The organism is Cupriavidus sp. WKF15 (assembly GCF_029278605.1).
Classification (GTDB): Bacteria; Pseudomonadota; Gammaproteobacteria; order Burkholderiales; family Burkholderiaceae; genus Cupriavidus.
Genome location: NZ_CP119572.1, coordinates 2,342,711 through 2,363,121, shown reverse-complemented (window position 1 = coordinate 2,363,121; position 20,411 = coordinate 2,342,711). Strand labels below are relative to the sequence as shown.

Genomic DNA, 20,411 nt, shown 5'->3' with positions numbered 1-20,411 from the left:
TCGGACGATAGAAGAACGGGGCCTTCGGGCCCCGTTTTTGTTTGCGGCGGTGCACCATGCGCCGCGGCGCCGCACAACTCACGACAGTCTGCCTCCTCTTCCCCGAAGCCCGCGGCCGGTTCTCCCTTGCACCTGATTGCGCCGTGCACGATGGCGGTGCGTAGTCGTCGACCGGGGCGCAGCACCAGCATGGTGCTTCCGCGCGAAACCTCCAAACGAATTGTCTCTTGCCGGGCGCCCGGCGGTGCCAGACCGCAGGCGGGAGCCGTGCGTTCCCTGGCACGCTAGTTGCAGATGCATCACCCGGGGTGCGTTGAGTCCCGTAACCAAACGATAAAGGGAGCAGCAATGAAACGACGTGACATGCTGAAGCTGTCGGCGGTAGCCGCCGCGGCAATGATCGGCGCCAGCCCGCTGGCGATGGCGCAGTCCAAAGAGCCGATCAAGGTCGGCATCCTGCATTCGCTGTCCGGCACCATGGCGATTTCCGAGACGTCGCTCAAGGACGTGGCGCTGATGACCATCGACGAGATCAACAAGAGCGGCGGCGTGCTCGGCCGCAAGCTCGAACCCGTGGTCGTGGATCCCGCGTCGAACTGGCCGCTGTTTGCCGAGAAGGCGCGTCAGCTGATCACCAAGGACAAGGTCGCCGTCACGTTCGGCTGCTGGACTTCGGTGTCGCGAAAGTCGGTGCTGCCGGTCTACGAAGAGCTGAATTCGCTGCTGTTCTACCCCGTGCAGTATGAGGGCGAGGAAATGTCGAAGAACGTCTTCTACACGGGCGCGGCGCCCAACCAGCAGGCCATTCCGGCGGTCGAGTACCTGATGAGCAAGGAAGGCGGCGGCGCCAAGCGCTTCTTCCTGCTGGGCACCGACTACGTCTATCCGCGCACCACCAACAAGATCCTGCGCGCCTTCCTGAAGAGCAAGGGCGTCGCCGACAAGGACATCGAAGAGGTCTACACGCCGTTCGGCCACAGCGACTACCAGACCATCGTCGCCAACATCAAGAAGTTCTCGCAGGGCGGCAAGACCGCCGTGATCTCCACCATCAACGGCGACTCCAACGTGCCGTTCTACAAGGAACTCGGCAACGCCGGCCTGAAGGCCAAGGACGTCCCGGTGGTCGCCTTCTCCGTGGGCGAGGAAGAGTTGCGCGGCATCGACACCAAGCCGCTGGTCGGCCACCTGGCGGCATGGAACTACTTCATGTCCGTCAAGAACCCCGAGAACGATGCGTTCAAGAAACAGTGGGCTGCCTGGGTCAAGGCGAACAACCTGCCGGGCGGCGACAAGCGCGTGACCAACGATCCGATGGAAGCCACCTACGTGGGCATCCACATGTGGGCGCAGGCCGTGAAGAAAGCCGGTACCACGGACACCGACAAGGTGCGTGCCGCCATGTACGGCCAGACCTTCAAGGCGCCCGACGGCTTCACCCTGACCATGGGCGAGAACCACCACCTCTACAAGCCGGTGATGATCGGCGAGGTCAAGGGCGACGGACAGTTCACCGTCGTGTGGAAGACGCCCAAGGCCATACGCGCGCAGCCGTGGAGCCCGTTCATCGCAGGCAACGAAGGCAAGCCGGACAAGGTGATGTAAGGCTGCCTGCCGTTGCAGCCTGACAGGCACGCACCGCCGGTTCTCCGTAGCCGGCAGTGCGTGCCGCGTCAGCCCGGTTCCCCAGAAAAAAAGCAGGCGCGGCCACGCGCCGCCCATTCGCCAGCACCTATGTCCCAATCGTTACCGAAGAGCGCCATGCCGTGGCTGCGCGCCATGCTGGCTGCGCTGCTGCTTGCCGCGCCGCTATGGGCGGCCGCCGCGGGCGCATTGTCGCAGGCCGACCTCAAGCCACTGGCCGAGGACGATTTCGATGCCAAGACCGCGGCCCTGTCGGCGCTGGCCAAAGCTCCACCGGAACAGGCCGGTCCCATCCTGAAAGCGTTGCAGGACGATGCGCTGCAATACGCGCCGTCGGTAGGCATGGTGCGCCAGGAAGGCGACAAGACCGTCGATGCCATCACCGGCCAGCCGGTCAAGGTCAAGGCCGACGAGCTGGAATCACTGACCCTGAATAACAGCCTGCGCGCGATCGTCGACAGCGCGGCAAGCAGCCTGCAGCTGCAGTCGCCCGATATCGCGGTGCGCACGCAGGCCATCAATACGCTGTACGACCAGCCCGAGAGTGCCTCGCGTGCCAGCGTCGAAGCCGCGCGCAAGATGGAGGCCGATCCCGGTCTGCGCGCCCGGTTGGACGTGATCTGGGCCACTTCCGTGCTGGCGGAGGAGACCCAGCCGGGAGATTCGGCGCAGCGCGAAGCGCGACTCGAAGCCATTCGTGTCCTGGGCCGCGACAGCAATCCGCAAAGCCGCCAGAAACTGGCTCCGCTGGTCGAGCGCGGCAGTGACGGCAAGTACCGTGAAGCCGATGTCGAAGTGCGCGTTGCCGCCCAGCAGGCACTCGATGCATTGCGCAGCGACCAGCGCCGTGCCGAGCTGATCGGCAACCTGTTTGCCGGCCTGAGCCTGGGCAGCGTGCTGCTGCTGGCCGCGCTGGGCCTGGCCATCACCTATGGCCTGATCGGCGTCATTAACATGGCGCACGGCGAGTTCCTGATGATCGGCGCGTATGCGACCTACGTGGTGCAGACGCTGTTCCGCACCTATGCGCCCGGCGCGTTCGACTGGTACCTGCCGGCGGCGCTGCCGGCCTCGTTCCTGGCGGCGGGCATCGTCGGTTTCGTGCTCGAGCGGCTGGTGCTGCGCCATCTCTACGGGCGGCCCCTGGAGACGCTGCTGGCCACGTTCGGCGTGAGCCTGCTGCTGATGCAGGCGGTGCGCACACTGTTCGGCGCGCAGAACGTGGAAGTCGCCAATCCGGCCTGGATGAGCGGTGGCATGGAGTGGATGCCGGGTCTGGTGATCCCGTACAACCGCATCGTCATCATCCTGTTCGCGCTGGCCGTGGTGGCGGTCGCATGGGCGGTGCTCAACCGCACGCGCCTTGGCCTGTTTGTTCGCGCGACCACGCAGAACCGCACCATGGCCGCCTGCGTGGGCGTGCGCACATGGAAGGTGGACAGCTATGCCTTTGCCTTCGGTGCGGGCATTGCCGGCATGGGCGGCTGCGCGCTGTCGCAGATCGGCAATGTCGGTCCGGATCTGGGCCAGGCGTACATCATCGATTCCTTCATGGTCGTGGTGCTGGGCGGGGTAGGGCAGCTGGCCGGCACCATCGTCGGCGCATTCGGGCTGGGCATCATCAACAAGTTCATCGAGCCGTTCTACGGCGCGGTGCTGGCCAAGATCTTCGTCCTGGTGCTGATCGTGCTGTTCATCCAGAAGCGGCCGCAGGGACTTTTCGCGCTCAAGGGGCGCAGCGCGGAGGCATGATGCAGAGCTTTCATTCCGATTCCCCGGGCACGCCTTTCCGGCTTGCGGTGCCCGAGCGCCAGCCGCTGTTCAGCCGCCGGGCCTGGACGATGCTGGCAGTATTGACACTCGTGGTGGCGATCGGCGTGCCGGCGTGCGCGCTGCTGGTGCCCGCAGGCCATCCGCTGCACCTGTCGGCCTACGCGCTGACGCTGGTCGGCAAGATCATGTGCTTTGCGCTCGCCGCGATTGCGCTGGACCTGGTGTGGGGCTATTGCGGCATCCTGAGCCTGGGTCACGGGCTGTTCTTCGCGCTCGGCGGCTATGCGATGGGCATGTACCTGATGCGGTCCATCGGTCGCGAAGGCGTGTACAAGAGCGATCTGCCGGACTTCATGGTGTTTCTCGACTGGAAGGAGCTGCCGTGGTTCTGGCACGGCACCGAGCACCTCGGCTATGCGCTGCTGCTGGTGGTGCTGGTCCCCGGCGTTCTGGCGTGGCTGTTCGGCTTCTTTGCGTTCCGCTCGCGCATCAAGGGCGTGTACCTGTCGATCATCACGCAGGCCATGACGTACGCGGCGATGCTGCTGTTCTTCCGCAACGAAACGGGCTTTGGCGGCAACAACGGGTTCACCGACTTCAAGCGTATCGCCGGCTATGCCATTGCCGCGCCGCAGACGCGCGCGGCGCTGTTCGTGCTGACCTTCCTTGCGCTGGTCGCAGGGTTCGTGGCTTGCCGCTATATCGTCACGTCCAAGCTGGGCCGCGTCGTGACCGCCATACGCGATGCCGAGATGCGCGTGATGTTCTCGGGCTACAACCCGCTGGGCTACAAGCTGTTCGTATGGACGTTCTCGGCCGTGCTGTGTGGCATTGCCGGCGCGCTGTACGTGCCGCAGGTGGGCATCATCAACCCGGGCGAGATGTCGCCCGGCAATTCCATCGAGATGGCCGTATGGGTGGCCGTGGGTGGGCGCGGTACGCTGATCGGGCCGGTGATCGGCGCATTCCTGGTCAACGGTGCCAAGACCATGTTCACGGCCTACTTTGCCGAGTACTGGCTGTTCCTGCTCGGCGCGATGTTCGTACTGGTCACGCTATACCTGCCCGATGGCGTGATCGGGCTGTGGAAGCGCCTGCGCGAACGCGGCAGCCGCGCAACGCCGGCGAGCCCGGTCGCACAGGAAGCCGTATCCAGTCCCGCCGTGGCGGGGCGTACCGGAGGTGAAGCATGAATGCCGCGCTTGAATACGGCCAGGCGGAAAGCGGCAACGCGACCGGTCTCGGCCGCGTGATGGAACCGGGCACGATCGATGTCTCGCACGGACCGATCCTTTACCTGGAAGACCTCACGGTGCAGTTCGACGGCTTTCGCGCGCTCAACAAGCTGAGCCTGTCGATCGACCACGGCGAATTGCGCTGCGTGATCGGCCCCAATGGCGCGGGCAAGACCACGATGATGGATGTCATCACCGGCAAGACCGGTCCGCGCAATGCCAACGTCAGCGGCCGCGTGTTCCTGGGCCAGACCATCGACCTGATGCGCATGACCGAGCCGCGCATCGCGCAGGTCGGCATCGGCCGCAAGTTCCAGAAGCCCACGGTATTCGAGCAGCATGCCGTCTGGGAGAACCTGGAGCTCGCGATGAAGGCCGACAAGCGCTGGTGGTCGTCGCTGCGCGCGCGACTGACCGGGGAAGGGCATCGCCGCATCGAGGAAACACTGGCGCTGACGGGCCTTGAAGACGAGGCCTACCGCCCGGCGGGTCTGCTGTCGCACGGCCAGAAGCAGCGCCTGGAGATCGGCATGCTACTGATGCAGCAACCCCAGTTGCTGTTGCTGGATGAGCCCGTGGCCGGCATGACCGATGAGGAAACCATGCAGCTCGCCGCGCTGCTGAACAGCCTGCGCGGCAGCTGTTCGATGATGGTGGTCGAGCACGACATGGAGTTCGTCGCGGCGCTGGCCGGCGGCGAAGGCAAAGTCACGGTACTTGCGGAAGGCAGCGTGCTGGCCGAAGGCACGCTCGACAGCGTCAAGCGCGATGACCGCGTGATCGAATCCTACCTGGGAAGATAGCCATGCTGCAGGTCAATGCACTGAACCAGTTCTACGGCGGCAGCCATATCCTGCGCAACGTCAGCTTCGAGGTGCCGCGCGGCAAGCTCACCACGCTGCTGGGCCGCAACGGCGTAGGCAAGAGCACCTTGCTCAAGTGCCTGATGGGCGTGGTGCCCACGCGCAGCGGCAGCATCCAGTGGGACGGCCACGCACTGGAGAAGAAGCCGCCCTATGAGAGGGTGTCGGCTGGCCTTGCCTACGTGCCGCAGGGGCGCGAGATCTTTCCACGGCTGACGGTGGAAGAGAACCTGCTGATCGGCGCGGCCAGCCGGGCGCGGCCCGCGGGCGTGCCGGACCGCATCTACCAGCTGTTCCCCGTGCTGCGCACCATGCGGCAGCGCCGCGGCGGCGACCTGTCGGGCGGCCAGCAGCAACAGCTTGCGATCGGCCGCGCGCTGATGAGCGAGCCCGGCCTGCTGATCCTGGACGAGCCGACCGAAGGTATCCAGCCGTCGATCATCCAGGACATCGGGCGCGCGCTGCGCCTGCTGGTCGACGAATTCGGCATGACAGTGCTGCTGGTCGAGCAGTACTACGAGTTCGCGCGCCATATTGCCGATCACTACGTGGTGATGAGCCGGGGCGAAGTCGTGGCGAAGGGCGAGGGCGTTAATATGGAGAACGACGGTGTGCGGGAGCTGATTGCCGTGTAATGGTGCAGGGCGAGTCGGTGAGTGCCGCGCGCTGCGCTTTCGTGACGGCGGACGGCGCGCTATGATTTCCGGCATCCGCTGCGGCGCATGCCGCGGCTCGCCCCTGCTTGCATTGCCGGGCCATTCATCGAGCCATGCGTCATCCTGATTTTCCTCCCACTACCGCCGTGCCTGCGCCATGGCAGGCCAGCCTGTGCCTGCGCTTTGCCGCGCGTGGCGGGCGCACCGTGCTGGCCGGACGGCAGCACCGGGGCCCGCTGATGGTGCAGAAGCCGCTCTATCCGGAAGGCGGCATCTGCCACGCCGTCATCCTGCATCCGCCGGCTGGCGTGGCGGGCGGCGACACTCTCGATATCACCCTGCATGCGGAAGCCGGCACCCACGCGGTCATCGCGACGCCAGGTGCAACCAAATGGTACAAGTCGCTCGGCCGTGACGCGTCGCAGCATGTGCGCCTGACGGTCGACGATGGCGCCCGGCTGGATTGGCTGCCGCAGGAGAACATCGTCTTCGATGATGCGCGCGCGCGCATCGCCACCGAACTGGCCGTTGCGCCGGGCGGCAGCGCGATCGGCTGGGACGCCGTGGTGCTCGGGCGGCAGGCGTCCGGCGAGCATTGGGCGCGGGGCTCCGTTTGGCTGGACACGCAGGTGCGCTGCGACGGGCGCGCGCTATGGATCGAGCAATCGCAGCTGGACGCCGCATCGGCATTGCGCGGCGCGGTACCCGGGCTGGACGGCATGTGCGTGCTGGGCACGCTCTGGGCCGTGGGCAGCGCAGCCACGCAGGAACTTGCCGAGACGCTGGCGGAGCGCCTGCCGTTCACGGCTGACCTGCGCGCTGGCGTGACGTGCCTGTCATCACCGGCGCAGTCGATGTTGCTGCTGCGCGTGCTGGGCCGGCAGATGGAGCCGGTCCGGCAGCTCATGGTTGACGCGTGGAGCGCGCTGCGCGAGCCGATCCACGGCGTGCCGGCACGGCCGCTGCGCCTGTGGGCCACGTGAGAGACAACAGCAACAAGGCATACGAGAACAACCAGGACACCGACGATGGAACTGACACCGAGAGAGAAAGACAAGCTGCTGATCTTCACCGCCGCACTGCTGGCCGAACGTCGGCGCGCGCGTGGGCTCAAGCTCAACTATCCGGAAGCGGTGGCGCTCATCACGGCCGCGATCATGGAAGGCGCGCGTGACGGCCGCACCGTGGCCGAACTGATGCACGAAGGCACCACCGTGCTGAGCCGCGACGACGTGATGGACGGCGTGGCCGAGATGATCCCCGAGATCCAGGTCGAAGCCACTTTCCCGGACGGCACCAAGCTCGTCACCGTTCATCATCCCATCGTCTGACGACGTACCGGACCCACCGACAACGCCAACAACATTCACCGAGAGCGCCTCCATGAACCGTTCCGCCTGCTTGCGCCTGTCTCTGGGCGCCACGCTGTCCCTCGCCGCGATGTCTGCGTTTGCCCATCCGGGCCATGATGCCGCCACCGTCGGCGCCAGCCTGTGGGCGGGCCTGCAGCATCCGTTCACCGGCGCCGATCACCTGCTGGCGATGGCCGCGGTGGGTGTCTGGAGCGCACTGGGTGCGCGCTCGGCCGCGGATACGCTGCGCCTGCCGCTCGCCTTCGTGAGGTTGATGCTGGTCGGCGCCGCGCTCGGACTGGCCGGGCTCGCGCTGCCCGCGGTGGAGCCGATGATCGCCGCGTCGCTGCTGGTGGTGGGCGTGCTGGTGGCGAGCCGCGCGAAACTGCCGGCATGGGCCGGTATGGCGATCGTCGGCGGCTTCGCGGTGTTCCACGGCTATGCGCACGGTGCAGAGCTGCCGGCTACGGCCGCTGCAATGCCGGCTGTGCTGGCCTATGTCGGCGGATTCGCGGTGGCGACCATGGCGCTGCATCTGCTTGGTATTGTCGGCGGCACGTACTTGCGCCACCGCGCTGGCTGGCTCGCGCGCGTGGCCGGTGCGGGCGTGGCGCTGTACGGTGCCGGCCTGCTGGTTGCCTGAGGAGACGATGATGATCCCCGGTGAACTGATGCCCGCCGATGGCGAGATCGAACTCAACGCTGGCCGGCCCACGGTGAGCGTGACGGTTGCCAATACTGGCGACCGGCCGATCCAGGTCGGATCGCATTTTCATTTCTACGAAACCAACGCCGCGCTGGCGTTCGATCGGGAGGCCGCGCGCGGCTTCCGGCTGAATATCGCGGCCGGCACCGCGGTGCGGTTCGAACCGGGCCAGACGCGCACCGTGGAGCTGGTGGCGCTCGATGGCGACAGGATCGTCTACGGCTTCAACGGCAAGATCATGGGAGCGCTGTGATGGTGAAGATCTCCAGGCAGGCCTATGCCGAAATGTTCGGCCCGACCACCGGCGACCGCGTGCGGCTGGCAGACACCGGGCTCGTGATCGAAGTCGAGAAGGACTTCACCATCTACGGCGAGGAAGTGAAGTTCGGTGGCGGCAAGGTGATCCGCGACGGCATGGGGCAGAGCCAGCGCATGGCGAAGGACTGCGTCGACACCGTCATCACCAATGCGCTGATCGTGGACCACTGGGGCATCGTCAAGGCCGATATCGGCTTGAAGGGTGGGCGCATCGCGGGGATCGGCAAGGCTGGCAATCCGGATATCCAGCCGGGCGTGACTATCGTGGTCGGTCCCGGCACCGAAGTGATTGCGGGCGAGGGCATGATCGTCACCGCTGGCGGCATCGATACGCACATCCACTTTATTTGCCCGCAGCAGATCGAAGAGGCGCTGATGAGCGGCGTGACCACCATGATCGGCGGCGGCACGGGCCCGGCCACGGGCACGTTCGCGACCACCGTCACACCGGGGCCGTGGTACATGGAGCGCATGCTACAGGCCATCGAGGCGTACCCGATGAACATTGGGTTGCTGGGCAAGGGCAACGCCAGCCAGCAGGCGCCGATCCTTGAGCAAGTGGAGGCGGGTGCCATCGGCCTCAAGCTGCACGAAGACTGGGGCACCACGCCCGCGGCGATCGACACTTGCCTGTCGGTGGCCGATGCGACCGATACGCAGGTTGCGATCCACACCGACACGCTCAACGAGGCGGGGTTTGTCGAGGCGACCATTGCCGCGTTCAAGGGCCGCACCATTCACACGTATCACACCGAAGGCGCCGGCGGCGGCCATGCGCCGGACATCATCAAGGTGTGCGGCGAGGCCAACGTGCTGCCGTCGTCGACCAATCCGACGCGGCCCTATACGGTGAACACGCTGGACGAGCATCTCGACATGCTGATGGTGTGCCACCACCTGGACCCGGCCATTGCCGAGGATATCGCCTTTGCCGAGAGCCGCATCCGGCGCGAGACGATTGCGGCCGAAGACATCCTGCACGACCTTGGCGCGTTCTCGATGATCTCGAGCGATTCGCAGGCCATGGGCCGCGTGGGCGAGGTCATCATCCGCACCTGGCAGACCGCGCACAAGATGGCCGCGCAGCGCGGCAAGCTGCCCGGCGACCCGCATGATGCGCGCGGCGGGCACGATAATTTCCGCGTCAAGCGCTATATCGCCAAGTACACGATCAACCCGGCGCTGACACACGGCATTGCGCATGAAGTGGGTTCGATCGAAGTGGGCAAGTGGGCGGACCTGGTGTTGTGGCGTCCGGCGTTCTTCGGCGTAAAGCCAAGCCTGATCCTGAAGGGCGGCATGATCGCCGCCGCGGCGATGGGCGACCCCAATGCCTCGATCCCCACGCCGCAGCCGGTGCACTACCGCCCCATGTTCGCATCGGCGGGCGGGGCGCTGCACAAGTCGTCGCTGACCTTTGTCTCGCAGGCGGCACTCGCAGCGAATGTCGGCGAACGCTATGGTCTGGCCAAGACGCTGTCAGCGGTTCGCGGTACACGCACGGTGAGCAAGCGCGACATGGTGCACAATGACTGGCAGCCGCATATCACTGTGGATCCGGAGACTTATCAGGTCGTGGCCGATGGCCAGTTGCTGATGTGCGAGCCCGCAACCGAGCTGCCCATGGCGCAGCGCTATTTCCTGTTCTGACATTCCGGCGCATTCCCACATGCTGACGATCGACAAAGTCCTGAGCGCCCCGCACGGCATTGCTGCCGTGCTGGTGCGCCGTGCCCCGAAGCTGGTCCTGCCATTTGGCGAACGCAGCAAGAGCCGTCTGCGCGCAGTGCTCGACAACGGCGAAGAAGCCGCGCTGTTCCTGCCGCGCGGCACAGTACTGCGCGGCGGCGACTTGCTGGTGGCCGAGGATGGCAGCTTTGTCGAAGTGCAGGCCGCTGCGGAACGCGTGCTGGAAGTCCGGTCGGCCGATCCGCACGCCCTGATGCGCGCGGCGTATCACCTCGGCAACCGGCACACGCCGGTCGAGGTGGGGCGCGACTATTTGCGGCTGGAGTTCGATCCCGTTCTGGCCGACATGCTGGCGCGCCTTGGCGTACAGGCCGTGCAGGCCGACGCGGCATTCGAGCCCGAAGCGGGTGCCTATGGCGGGGGACACAAGCATGGCCACGATGCGACCTTCGCGGAGGACTATGCGGCGGCGCAGGCCGTGTTCCATGAGCACCATGGACACGATCATGGGCACTCGCACTCGCACCATCACGGTCATGCCCATGATCATGACGAAGAAGGGCACGTCCATGGCCCCGACTGCGGACACAAGCACTGAACGCGTGACTTCACGCCGACCATGACACCGCTGCGCCAACTCATCTCCCTGTTGCACCTGGCCTCCCCGGCGCTACCCATTGGCGGTTTCAGCTATTCGCAAGGCCTCGAAGCCGCGATCGACAGCGGCTATGTGCGCGACGCCGAATCCGCCGAGCGTTGGATTCGAGACAACCTGCTGCATGTGCAGGCGCACTGCGAAGCCCCGGTGTGGCTGCTGCTGCATCGCCGCTGGAGCGCCATGGATGTCGAGGCGGTACGCGAGTGCAACGACTGGTTTCACGCCACGCGCGAGACCTCCGAACTGCGGCTCGAGACCGAGCAGATGGGCTGGTCGCTCGCGAAGCTGGTGGGGCAGATGGAGTGGGGCGGCGACGCCTTGCGCGAACATCTGGCCAGCCTGTCGCCGACCTGCCTGCCCACTGCATTCACCGCGGCCTGCGTGGCACTGCAGGTGGACGAGCGCGAAGGCCTGGCCGCCTACTGCTTCAACTGGGCGGAGAACCAGGTCGCCGCCGCCATCAAGGCGGTGCCGCTTGGCCAGGTGGCCGGGCAGCACATGCTGCGGCGCCTGCACGATGCAGTGCTGGCCGCGGTCGACGAGGCCGTTCAGCGCGCCGCGGCATCGCCGCCGCAGCTTTCCACCTTTTCCCCGATGCTGGGCTTGCTTTCGTCACGCCACGAAACGCAGTATTCCCGGCTGTTCCGTTCCTGAATCCCGAAGCCATCATGACCCAGGCTCGTACCAAGAAACACCCTCCGCTGCGCGTCGGCGTCGGCGGTCCCGTCGGTTCCGGCAAGACCACGCTGCTGGAGATGCTGTGCAAGGCGATGCGCGACCGCTATGACCTGGTCGCCATCACCAACGACATCTACACCAAGGAAGATCAGCGCCTGCTGACGATCTCCGGTGCGCTGCCTGCCGAACGCATCATGGGCGTGGAAACCGGTGGCTGCCCGCATACGGCCATCCGCGAAGATGCGTCGATCAATCTCGAAGCCGTCGACCGCATGCTGGCGAAGTTCCCGGATGCCGACGTGGTCTTCATCGAGTCCGGCGGCGACAACCTGGCGGCCACCTTCAGCCCGGAATTGTCCGACCTGACCATCTACGTGATCGACGTGGCTGGTGGCGAGAAAATTCCGCGCAAGGGAGGCCCTGGTATCACCAAGTCCGACCTGCTCGTCATCAACAAGACTGACCTTGCACCGTATGTCGGCGCATCGCTCGACGTGATGGAAAGCGACGCGCGCAAGATGCGCGGCGAGCGCCCGTTCGTGATGGGCAGTGTCAAGTCGGGGCAGGGGCTGGACGAGGTGGTCCGTTTCATCGAGCGCCAGGGCATGCTGGGCGTCTGAACCCGCTCACCCCTGCCTGTAGCTGCCCTTGCGCGCCAGCGCACGGGCCACTGCCGCTACCAGGTCCACCTCGGCTTCGTTGAGTTCGGCCATGTGCCGGAGCGTGGCTTCCATGGCCGCGTTCTGCGCATTGCCGAATACGGAGCGCGGCTCTTCCACCTGGACCATGTTGCTGCCTTGCTTCGGGAAATCGAGCATCGCCGAAGGCGGCACGCCGAGCGTGTCCGCCAGCATGCAGATGTTGAGCAGCGCCAGGTTGCGCTTGCCGCGTTCGATTCCGCTCAGGTAGGAACGGGCCAGTCCGCTTTCCAGCGAGAGCGTTTCCTGCGACCAGCCACGCTGCTTGCGCAGCCTGGCAAGATGCAATCCGAATTGTCTGAGAGTCTGGTCAGTCATGATCGATGGGACATATCTGCGGAACAGGACACTAGGAGTTTGACGCTGCGGCCACGACAACTTATATTCGCACTCACCATTGGTGCCTGATCCGCAGTTCAAGGGATGCGCAAGAAAAAAGGCGCTGCACCCGTGGCATGAACCGGGCGGCCTGGCGGCCGTGCCAAACGGGGCAACACGCAAGGGCAGGCTCGCGTCGAATACGCGGGGGTCGTTGCGTCTGTGGGGACCATCGTGTCTCCTTCGCTCTGTCAGGGGATTGCCATGCAGATCTACTCGCTGTTCGACGCGCCAATGCGTTCCTTCCGCCGCGGCCGCGCCGCTTCAGCGGACCTTCATATCGGATTTCATTTCCGCTTGCTGCCGGCCTGTGCGGGGCCGGGCAGCACGTGCGACTACGTCTTCCTGCAGGCTGGCCAGTCGCAGCGCGATTTCATGGCCAGGCGCGGCGAATGGTGGGCTTGCCTGCGCGGGGGCATTCGCATCGCCGCGCCGGGTCGCGACGCCGTGACGATTGGCTGCGCCGACATGCTTGCGCCGATGCCGGGTATGCCGATGCAAGTCCAGTCGGCGCTCGACAGCATCCTGGTCCGCGTCGTGCCCGATGATAGTTCCGCCTACGACGGCGCTATGTCGTTCGAAGACACCTTGTTGCAGGGTGAGCTGTCGCGTAATGCCTTGGGATGCGTGGCAACGCTGCGCGACGTCGTCAGCGGCGAGCAGGAGTTCGCCGGCAGCGGCATGAAGCCCGCGCCTGGCATGCGTGCCGGATTTGCGCAATTGCCGGAAGGGGAGTGTCTGCAGATCCGCGGCCTGCGCTGGGCGCTATGCCACCGTGGCGCGCTTGGCGTACGTTCGTGGACGGGAGGGGAGACTTATCTGAATTTCGCGCAGCCCGGGACCTTGTTCGTGCCCGATCCGCATGAGTCGTACAGCCTGGAAGCATTGCTGCCTGCTACCGGGTTGCTGTTTTGCAGTGGCCCGGTGCAGGCCGCGGTACCGGATACCTGCGGTGCCGCACGCCTGTTGCCTGGCGCGCGGCCCGGTGTCGTGGAGATGCGGCGCGCGCCCTATGGAAGCTGGTCGGAGTGCTTGCCCGCCTGAGCGGCGGCTGTCCCTGGGCGGCAAGCAAGCTGCCCGGGGACGTCCGGTGTCAGTGACGCTTGTACTGCGTCGCGCCGAACAGGATTTCGCGCGCCTTGTCGTCCTGCAGCGGCTTGCGCGCACTGGCCAGGACTTCCACGCCGCGCTTGACGGCCGGTCGTTCGGCGATGATGTTGAACCAGCGCTTGAGGTTCGGATAATCGTCGAGTTCCACACCCTGGTTCTGCCAGCTGCGCAGCCACGGGAAGGTGGCGATATCGGCAATCGTGTACTGGTCGCCGGCCAGCCATTCGTGGCGCGAGAGCCGGGTGTCGATCACGCCGTACAGGCGCTTTGCTTCGTTGGTGTAGCGGTTGACGGCGTACTCGATCTTCTCGGGCGCGTAAATGCGGAAATGGTGCGCCTGGCCGAGCATCGGGCCGACGCCGCCCATCTGGAACATCAGCCATTGCAGCGCATCGTACTTGCCGCGCACGTCTTCCGGGAGGAACTTGCCGGTCTTGCCGGCCAGGTAGAGCAGGATGGCGCCGGACTCGAACAGCGAGATCGGCTGGCCGTCCGGGCCGTCGGAATCGACGATGGCGGGGATCTTGTTGTTCGGGCTGATTTTCAGGAAGTCCTCGGCGAACTGGTCGCCCGCGCCGATGTTGACCGGGTGGACCTTGTACTCGAGGCCGCACTCCTCGAGCATGATATGGACTTTGTGGCCATTGGGCGTCGCCCAGCTATAGACGTCGATCATCGCAATGAAGACTCCTGGCTGCGAAATGGGTTCTGAGGGGAGGCCGGGCGATTTAAGCACAGAAGAAAAAAACGCGCAGCGAGGCTGCGCGTTTCCATACTGCCGGCAGGGGTGCCCCGCAGGTGTTCCGGGAGCGGGTTCAGAAGCCGCGTGCCACCGGCATCTTGACTTCCTTCGGGTCCAGGCCCATGTGCTTGGCCAGTTCCAGCTTGGCGATGGCGTTGCGGTGCACCTCGTCCGGACCATCCGCGAGGCGCAGCGTGCGCTGGTGTGCCCACCAGTTGGCCAGCGGGAAATCGCTCGACACGCCAGCCGCGCCATGCACCTGGATGGCCCAGTCGATCACCTTCAGCGCCACGTTCGGGGCCACCACCTTGATCATCGCGATCTCGGCCTTGGCCACCTTGTTGCCCACGGTGTCCATCATGTAGGCGGCCTTGAGCGTCAGCAGGCGAGCCATCTCGATTTCGCAGCGGGCTTCGGCGATGCGCTCCTGCGTGACGCCCTGGCGGGCGATCTGCTTGCCGAAGGCCACGCGTTCGAGGCTGCGCTTGCACATCAGCTCCAGCGCGCGCTCGGCCACGCCGATGCTGCGCATGCAGTGGTGGATACGGCCCGGGCCGAGGCGGCCCTGCGCGATCTCGAAGCCGCGGCCTTCGCCGAGCAGGATGTTCGAAACCGGCACACGCACGTTCTTGAGCTCGATCTCCATGTGGCCGTGCGGCGCGTCGTCATAGCCGAACACCGGCAGGAAGCGCTTGATGGTGATGCCCGGCGTGTCGGCCGGCACCACGACCATCGACTGCTGCTCATGGCGGCCCGCGTTCGGATCGGTCTTGCCCATCACGATGTAGACCTTGCAGCGCGGATCGCCGGCACCCGACGACCACCACTTGGTGCCGTTGATCACGTAGTGGTCGCCGTCGCGCTCGATGCGGCATTCGATGTTGGTCGCGTCGGACGAAGCGACTGCCGGCTCGGTCATCAGGAAGGCGGAGCGGATCTCGCCGGCGAGCAGCGGCTCCAGCCACTGATCCTTCAGTTCCTCGGATGCGTAGCGCTCGAGGGTTTCCATATTGCCGGTGTCCGGCGCGGCGCAGTTGAAGACCTCGGCCGACCAGGGCACCCGGCCCATGATCTCGCACAGGGTCGCGTATTCGAGATTCGACAGGCCTTGCGGCGCGCGCGGCGAGCGCGGCAGGAACAGGTTCCACAGGCCGGCTTCGCGTGCCTTGGGCTTCAGTTCCTCGATCAGCTTGCTCGGCACCCAGGCGTTGCCGGCCTGGCGATTGGCGTTGATCTCCTCGTAGAAGCGCTTTTCGTTCGGGTAGATGTACTGGTCGAAGAAGGCCAGCAGCTTGGCCTGCATTTCCTTGACCTTCGGCGTGTACTCGAATTGCATGGGGTCTCCTCGTAACCAGTTGTGGCGCGCCGGGGTTCCGGCGACTCGGTTTTGGTACGGTCAGTCAGCGGCGTACGGTGGCATAGGCCGATGGAATGCACTGTATCCGAAACTTGGTAATAACAAAAATGAATTTTCTGGATTTGCCAGTATCAATGTCCTGCATTCCGTGCCAGAATGCAAACCATGCAGCTATCCCGCATCGACCTCAATCTCTTCGTGGTGTTCGACGCCATCTACAGCGAAGGCAGCATCACCGCGGCGGCGCGCCAGCTCAACCTGACGCAGCCGGCCGTGAGCCATGCGCTGGGGCGTTTGCGCGGCCTGTTCGACGACCCGCTGTTCGAGCGGCGCGGGCAGGGCATGGCGCCGACGCCGCTGGCGCGTTCGCTGGCCTCGGAGGTCCGCGCGGCGCTGCAGTCCTTTGCGCGCACGCTGCAGGACACGCCGCATTTCGATCCGACCAACACGGTGCGCCGCTTCACCATCGGCATGCGCGACGCGCTCGAATCCACGCTGCTGCCGCCGTTGATGGCGCGCGTGACCGCGGCGGCACCGCACGTCGAGATCGCCGCAATCCGCTTTGACCGGCGCGAGATGGAATCGGAGCTGCTGGCCGGGACCATCGACACCGCCATCGACATCCTGCTGCCGGTCTCGCCGGCGATCCATCACGCCCCGTTCATGGCGGACCCGATGGTCGTGCTGGCGCGCCGCGACCATCCGCTGGTGAAGAAGGAGTTGACGCTGGAGCGCTACCTGGCTGCCGAGCACGTGCATGTGTCCTCGCGGCGGCGTGGCGCCGGGCTCGAAGACCAGGCGCTGCACCGCATGGGGCTCACGCGCCGGGTACGGCTGCGCTGCCAGCACTACGCGGCAGCGTGCCGTGTGGTCAGCTGCACGGACCTGCTGGCCACGCTGCCGCTGCGCTACGCGCGCATTGCCAACGAACCCTATGCCAACCGCATCCTGTCGCTGCCGTTCAAGGTTCCGTCGCTCGAGCTACATCTCTACTGGCATGCCGGCGGTGAGAACGACGGCGCCAACCGGTGGCTGCGCGAGCAGCTCATGGCCGTGATGTCCTCGCTCAGCGGCGGCACGCCGGAATCCGCGCCAGCGGCCTGACACCGCGCTGGTGCAGCGCGCGCGGGTCACACGTAAGCCATTGTTAGCAGGCTGGACGCTCGCATACCCCCTGCCTACCATCGTCGGTTCACGCCTGCCCCCGGCGTCACCGCGCAAGCCCGCGCCTGCGTTCCGGTGATGTCCTGCTGCGCCCGCCATGCCGGGCTGCCACGGGCAGTTTCTCCATCAGAACCACGACCCTCCAGATCGATGAACGGGAAACGCTTGCCTGCTGAAAACACATCCATTTTTCCTGTTGCCCGCGCCGTCACCGTGCGCCTGAGAACGCTCGGCGGGATGGTGCTGTTGTCGGCACTCGCTGCTTGTGGTGGTGGAGGTGATGGGGGCGGCAATGGCACGCCGGCAGGGGGCAGCACGCAGCCATCGGGGCAGAGCAGCGCGACCCAGGCGGGGTCGACGCCGGTGACCGCTGGCGGGTGCTACACGGTCAGCGGCACGAGGCCCGCTGCCCCGGCCGGTGGCGGCGTGACGCTGCTGCCCGCGCTGGGCAGTGCTGTCAGCAACTATCGCGTGCTCGACGACGCGCGCAGTGCGGGCCTGTGCTACGCCAACTACCGGCGCGAGCAGGTGGGCCTGCCGCCGCTGGCGGCTCGCGATGCGCTCAACAACGTCGCGCAGAACCACACGGCCTACATGCTGGCGAACCAGACGCTGACCCACGACGAAGTAGCGGGCAAGCCCGGCTACACCGGCGCCACGCCTGATGCCCGGATCCAGGCCGCGTACCCGACCAATGCCGACGCGGAAGTGGTGGCGGGGGCAAACAAGTGGACGTCGGTGGCCAACGCGCAGCTTTCCCTGTCGCCTAAGGATGCGCTCGTGTCGGACCTCATCAACGCGCCATTCCACCGCGCCGCGCTGCTGGGCAGCTACGGGTCCGCGGGCAGTGGCTATGCCGAGAGCGTGGGCCCCAATGGCAGCGGCACCGCCGCCTACTATTACCAGACGGTCGATCTCGCCGATGCATCGAAAGGCGGCACCGACAACCAGATGGTCGCGTATCCGTTTGACGGGCAGGCCGATGTGCCGGCCAGCTGGGTCAACTCGGAAAGCCCCAATCCCGCGCCCGGCTACGACGGCAAGACCATGGGCTATCCAGTATCGCTGCAGGCGATCAACACCTCGCTGCAGTTCGATGCCGACAGCTTCACCATCACCGACGCGCAGGGCCGCAATGTCGACTGCCTGAAGGTGGACAGCCGTTCGTCAGGCCTGTCCGGCGCCGCGAGCGGACTGGCGATCTGCACGCCGCTCGCGCCGCTGGTGAGCGGCCAGCGCTACAAGGTTGCCGTGAGCGGCAAGCTGGGCGGGCAGACGGTTAATCTGGGCTGGTCGTTCACGACGCGCTGAGTCGCCTTAGCCACTTCGCCATGCTCCGCCGGCTTAAGCCGGTGGAAGCTTGTCGGGTTTTGTCCGACACCGCCGTGCGCCTGCGGCCACTACAATCGGCACATCGTTCCTGGCGGAGATATCCATGGCTCACCTGCTTGCATCGAGATCGGCGTGGCGCGGTTCGATGGTTGTTGCGCTTTCGGCGCTTATGGCTGCCTGCGGCACGCAGGGCGGCGCCCCTGCGGAGCCCGCTGCCACGGTCGCGCCCGCGGCACCTCCTCCCGCCACGGCAACGCTGCCACCCGCACCGGAGATTGCGTCGGGCTACCGCACCGACATGTCGACGGTCTACGCTCAGCGATTCATGGCCGCGGCGGCCAACCCGCTCGCCACCGAAGCCGGACGCGACGTGCTGCGCCAGGGCGGCTCGGCCATCGACGCCGCCATCGCCATGCAGGCGGTGCTGACGCTGGTGGAGCCGCAGGCCTCGGGGATCGGCGGCGGTGGCTTCATCCTGTACTGGGACGGCAAGCGCGTGCAGGCCTTCGACGGCCGCGAGACCGCGCCTGCAGGCGCTACCGAGAACCTGTTCCAGCGGCCTGACGGCAAGCCGATGGAGTTCAGCGAGGCACAGATCGGCGGGCGCTCGGTGGGCGCGCCGGGCATACTGCGTGCCTTGGAATTGGCACACCGTGAGCACGGCAAGCTCAAGTGGGCCCAGTTGTTCCAGAGCGCGATCTCGCTGTCGGAAAAGGGCTTCCCAATCTCTCCGCGCCTCTATGCACAGGTGGCCACCGACCAGTTCCTGGCGAACTCTCCGGAAATGGCTGCGTATTTCCTCGATGCGCAGGGCAAGCCCAAGCCGGCCGGCACGATCCTGAAGAACCCGCAGCTTGCGCAGACGCTCCGCACCATTGCCTCGGGCGGCGCCAACGCGCTGTACACCGGCCCGATCGCGCGCGACATCGCCGCGAAGGTCAACGGCAGTTCCAACCGGGGTAGCCTGTCCACGCGTGATCTGGCGAGCTACCGGGCCAAGCTGCGTGTGCCGGTCTGCACCGACTACAAGCGCTGGAAAATCTGCGGCATGCCGCCGCCATCGTCGGGCGGGATTGCGCTGGCGCAGATCCTGGGCACGCTGCAGGCGCTTGAAACCCGCAACCCGGCATACGCGCTGGCAACGCTCAAGCCGGCTGCGGTGAGCACGCCGGCCGTGATGGAGGCCAATCCTGACGCGGTTCATGCGATTGCCGAGGCCGACCGGCTGGCCTATGCCGACCGTGGCCTCTACGTGGCGGACCCGGACTTCGTGCAGGTCGATATTGCTGGCCTGGTCAACCCGGCCTACCTGGAGCAGCGTGCGTCGCTGATCGGCGACAAGAGCATGGGCAAGGCCCAGCCTGGTGTGCCGCCCGGCACCGCGGTGGCGTTCGCGCCGGACCGCTCGCCGCCGCGCATCTCGACATCCCAGATCGTCGCGGTGGATAGCGCGGGCGGTGCCATTTCCATGACCACCTCGGTCGAATCCTATTTCGGGTCGCACCTGATGGTGCGTGGCTTCATGCTGAACAACCAGCTCACCGATTTCTCGTTCGTGCCGAGCGAGAACGGCAAGGCCGTGGCCAACCGCGTGGAACCGGGCAAGCGCCCGCGCTCGTCCATGGCGCCGACACTGGTGTTCGACCGGGCAAGCGGCAAGTTCCTGGGCACGGTGGGCTCGCCCGGCGGCTCGCAGATCATCGAGTACGTCTCCAAGACGCTGGTGGGCCTGCTGGACTGGAACATGGACGTGCAGGCGGCCATCGGCATGGCCAACTTCGGCAGCCGCAACGGGCCAACCGAGCTGGAGAAGGGACTGGTCACGCCAGCGCTGGCCGACGCCCTGAAGCAGCGTGGCCACCAGGTGGCGGAAATCGAGATGACCAGCGGCACGCAGGCCATCATGCGCCGGCAGCGTGCAGACGGCCGACAGGTCTGGGCGGGCGGTGCCGATCCGAGGCGCGAAGGGGTGGCGCTCGGGGACTGAGCGCCCGAGGCATAAAGAAGGCGGGATCCATGGTCCCGCCTTTCTTGATTTCTATCAGGCTTTCTTCAACG

20 protein-coding genes are annotated in these 20,411 nt (G+C 66.0%); 17 read left to right on the top strand and 3 right to left on the bottom strand.

The annotated features are described in order from the left end of the window. Positions 1-348: 348 nt before the first annotated feature. The 13 genes from urtA (at position 349) to ureG (ending at position 12,192) form a co-directional block, all read left to right on the top strand. Complete coding sequence (gene urtA / locus CupriaWKF_RS11025; RefSeq protein ID WP_276097931.1) at positions 349-1,605, top strand: urea ABC transporter substrate-binding protein; 1,257 nt, start codon at positions 349-351, stop codon at positions 1,603-1,605. Positions 1,606-1,761: 156 nt separating this feature from the next. Next, on the top strand, positions 1,762-3,396 hold the full coding sequence (gene urtB / locus CupriaWKF_RS11020; RefSeq protein WP_276097930.1) for an urea ABC transporter permease subunit UrtB: 1,635 nt from the start codon (positions 1,762-1,764) through the stop codon (positions 3,394-3,396). Continuing rightward, positions 3,396-4,610, top strand: a complete 1,215-nt coding sequence (gene urtC / locus CupriaWKF_RS11015; protein ID WP_276100765.1) for an urea ABC transporter permease subunit UrtC — start codon at positions 3,396-3,398, stop codon at positions 4,608-4,610. Before urtB ends, urtC begins: the two co-directional genes overlap by 1 nt. Next, complete coding sequence (gene urtD / locus CupriaWKF_RS11010) at positions 4,607-5,455, top strand: urea ABC transporter ATP-binding protein UrtD (protein WP_276097929.1); 849 nt, start codon at positions 4,607-4,609, stop codon at positions 5,453-5,455. The genes urtC and urtD overlap by 4 nt, the downstream gene beginning before the upstream one ends. A gap of 2 nt (positions 5,456-5,457) precedes the next feature. Continuing rightward, positions 5,458-6,150, top strand: coding sequence for an urea ABC transporter ATP-binding subunit UrtE (gene urtE, locus CupriaWKF_RS11005; protein ID WP_276097928.1), 693 nt, complete (start codon positions 5,458-5,460; stop codon positions 6,148-6,150). A gap of 134 nt (positions 6,151-6,284) precedes the next feature. After that, a complete protein-coding gene (locus CupriaWKF_RS11000) occupies positions 6,285-7,154 on the top strand; it encodes an urease accessory protein UreD (RefSeq protein ID WP_276097927.1) in 870 nt (289 codons plus the stop codon). Positions 7,155-7,199: 45 nt separating this feature from the next. Then, positions 7,200-7,502: an urease subunit gamma gene (locus CupriaWKF_RS10995; protein WP_011297175.1), complete on the top strand. Its 303-nt coding sequence runs from the start codon at positions 7,200-7,202 to the stop codon at positions 7,500-7,502. A 52-nt stretch (positions 7,503-7,554) separates the two neighbouring features. Further along, a complete protein-coding gene (locus tag CupriaWKF_RS10990) occupies positions 7,555-8,166 on the top strand; it encodes a HupE/UreJ family protein (protein ID WP_276097926.1) in 612 nt (203 codons plus the stop codon). Positions 8,167-8,176: 10 nt separating this feature from the next. Next, the gene (locus tag CupriaWKF_RS10985) at positions 8,177-8,482 is read left to right on the top strand and encodes an urease subunit beta (RefSeq protein WP_276100763.1); all 306 of its coding nucleotides are present in this window, start codon (positions 8,177-8,179) and stop codon (positions 8,480-8,482) included. Continuing rightward, positions 8,479-10,197 carry an urease subunit alpha gene (gene ureC, locus CupriaWKF_RS10980; RefSeq protein WP_276097925.1) on the top strand — a complete coding sequence of 573 codons (1,719 nt, stop codon included), beginning with the start codon at positions 8,479-8,481 and terminating at the stop codon, positions 10,195-10,197. The genes CupriaWKF_RS10985 and ureC overlap by 4 nt, the downstream gene beginning before the upstream one ends. Before the next feature lie 19 nt (positions 10,198-10,216). Further along, positions 10,217-10,834, top strand: a complete 618-nt coding sequence (gene ureE / locus CupriaWKF_RS10975) for an urease accessory protein UreE (protein ID WP_276097924.1) — start codon at positions 10,217-10,219, stop codon at positions 10,832-10,834. A 21-nt stretch (positions 10,835-10,855) separates the two neighbouring features. Further along, positions 10,856-11,548 carry an urease accessory protein UreF gene (locus tag CupriaWKF_RS10970; protein WP_276097923.1) on the top strand — a complete coding sequence of 231 codons (693 nt, stop codon included), beginning with the start codon at positions 10,856-10,858 and terminating at the stop codon, positions 11,546-11,548. Positions 11,549-11,562: 14 nt separating this feature from the next. Beyond that, a complete protein-coding gene (ureG, locus tag CupriaWKF_RS10965) occupies positions 11,563-12,192 on the top strand; it encodes an urease accessory protein UreG (RefSeq protein ID WP_276097922.1) in 630 nt (209 codons plus the stop codon). A 6-nt stretch (positions 12,193-12,198) separates the two neighbouring features. Here ureG and CupriaWKF_RS10960 read toward each other — a convergent pair whose 3' ends face one another. Then, complete coding sequence (locus tag CupriaWKF_RS10960; protein WP_276097921.1) at positions 12,199-12,588, bottom strand: helix-turn-helix transcriptional regulator; 390 nt, start codon at positions 12,586-12,588, stop codon at positions 12,199-12,201. Positions 12,589-12,852: 264 nt separating this feature from the next. Here CupriaWKF_RS10960 and CupriaWKF_RS10955 point away from each other — a divergent pair, with 264 nt between their 5' ends. After that, positions 12,853-13,692 (top strand): hypothetical protein, encoded by an 840-nt coding sequence (locus tag CupriaWKF_RS10955; protein WP_276097920.1) that lies wholly within the window; start codon positions 12,853-12,855, stop codon positions 13,690-13,692. A 49-nt stretch (positions 13,693-13,741) separates the two neighbouring features. Here CupriaWKF_RS10955 and CupriaWKF_RS10950 read toward each other — a convergent pair whose 3' ends face one another. Further along, a complete protein-coding gene (locus tag CupriaWKF_RS10950) occupies positions 13,742-14,434 on the bottom strand; it encodes a glutathione binding-like protein (protein WP_276097919.1) in 693 nt (230 codons plus the stop codon). 139 nt (positions 14,435-14,573) lie between these two features. Continuing rightward, complete coding sequence (locus tag CupriaWKF_RS10945) at positions 14,574-15,836, bottom strand: acyl-CoA dehydrogenase family protein (RefSeq protein ID WP_276097918.1); 1,263 nt, start codon at positions 15,834-15,836, stop codon at positions 14,574-14,576. Between the two features lie 186 nt (positions 15,837-16,022). Here CupriaWKF_RS10945 and CupriaWKF_RS10940 point away from each other — a divergent pair, with 186 nt between their 5' ends. The 3 genes from CupriaWKF_RS10940 to ggt all read left to right on the top strand — a co-directional run bounded on the left by CupriaWKF_RS10940 (position 16,023) and on the right by ggt (position 20,340). Then, entirely contained in the window at positions 16,023-16,961 is a 939-nt protein-coding gene (locus tag CupriaWKF_RS10940; RefSeq protein ID WP_276097917.1) for a LysR family transcriptional regulator, read from the top strand. Positions 16,962-17,171: 210 nt separating this feature from the next. Beyond that, complete coding sequence (locus CupriaWKF_RS10935; RefSeq protein WP_276097916.1) at positions 17,172-18,332, top strand: CAP domain-containing protein; 1,161 nt, start codon at positions 17,172-17,174, stop codon at positions 18,330-18,332. A 124-nt stretch (positions 18,333-18,456) separates the two neighbouring features. Further along, positions 18,457-20,340 carry a gamma-glutamyltransferase gene (gene ggt, locus CupriaWKF_RS10930; RefSeq protein ID WP_276097915.1) on the top strand — a complete coding sequence of 628 codons (1,884 nt, stop codon included), beginning with the start codon at positions 18,457-18,459 and terminating at the stop codon, positions 20,338-20,340. Positions 20,341-20,411 lie beyond the last annotated feature (71 nt).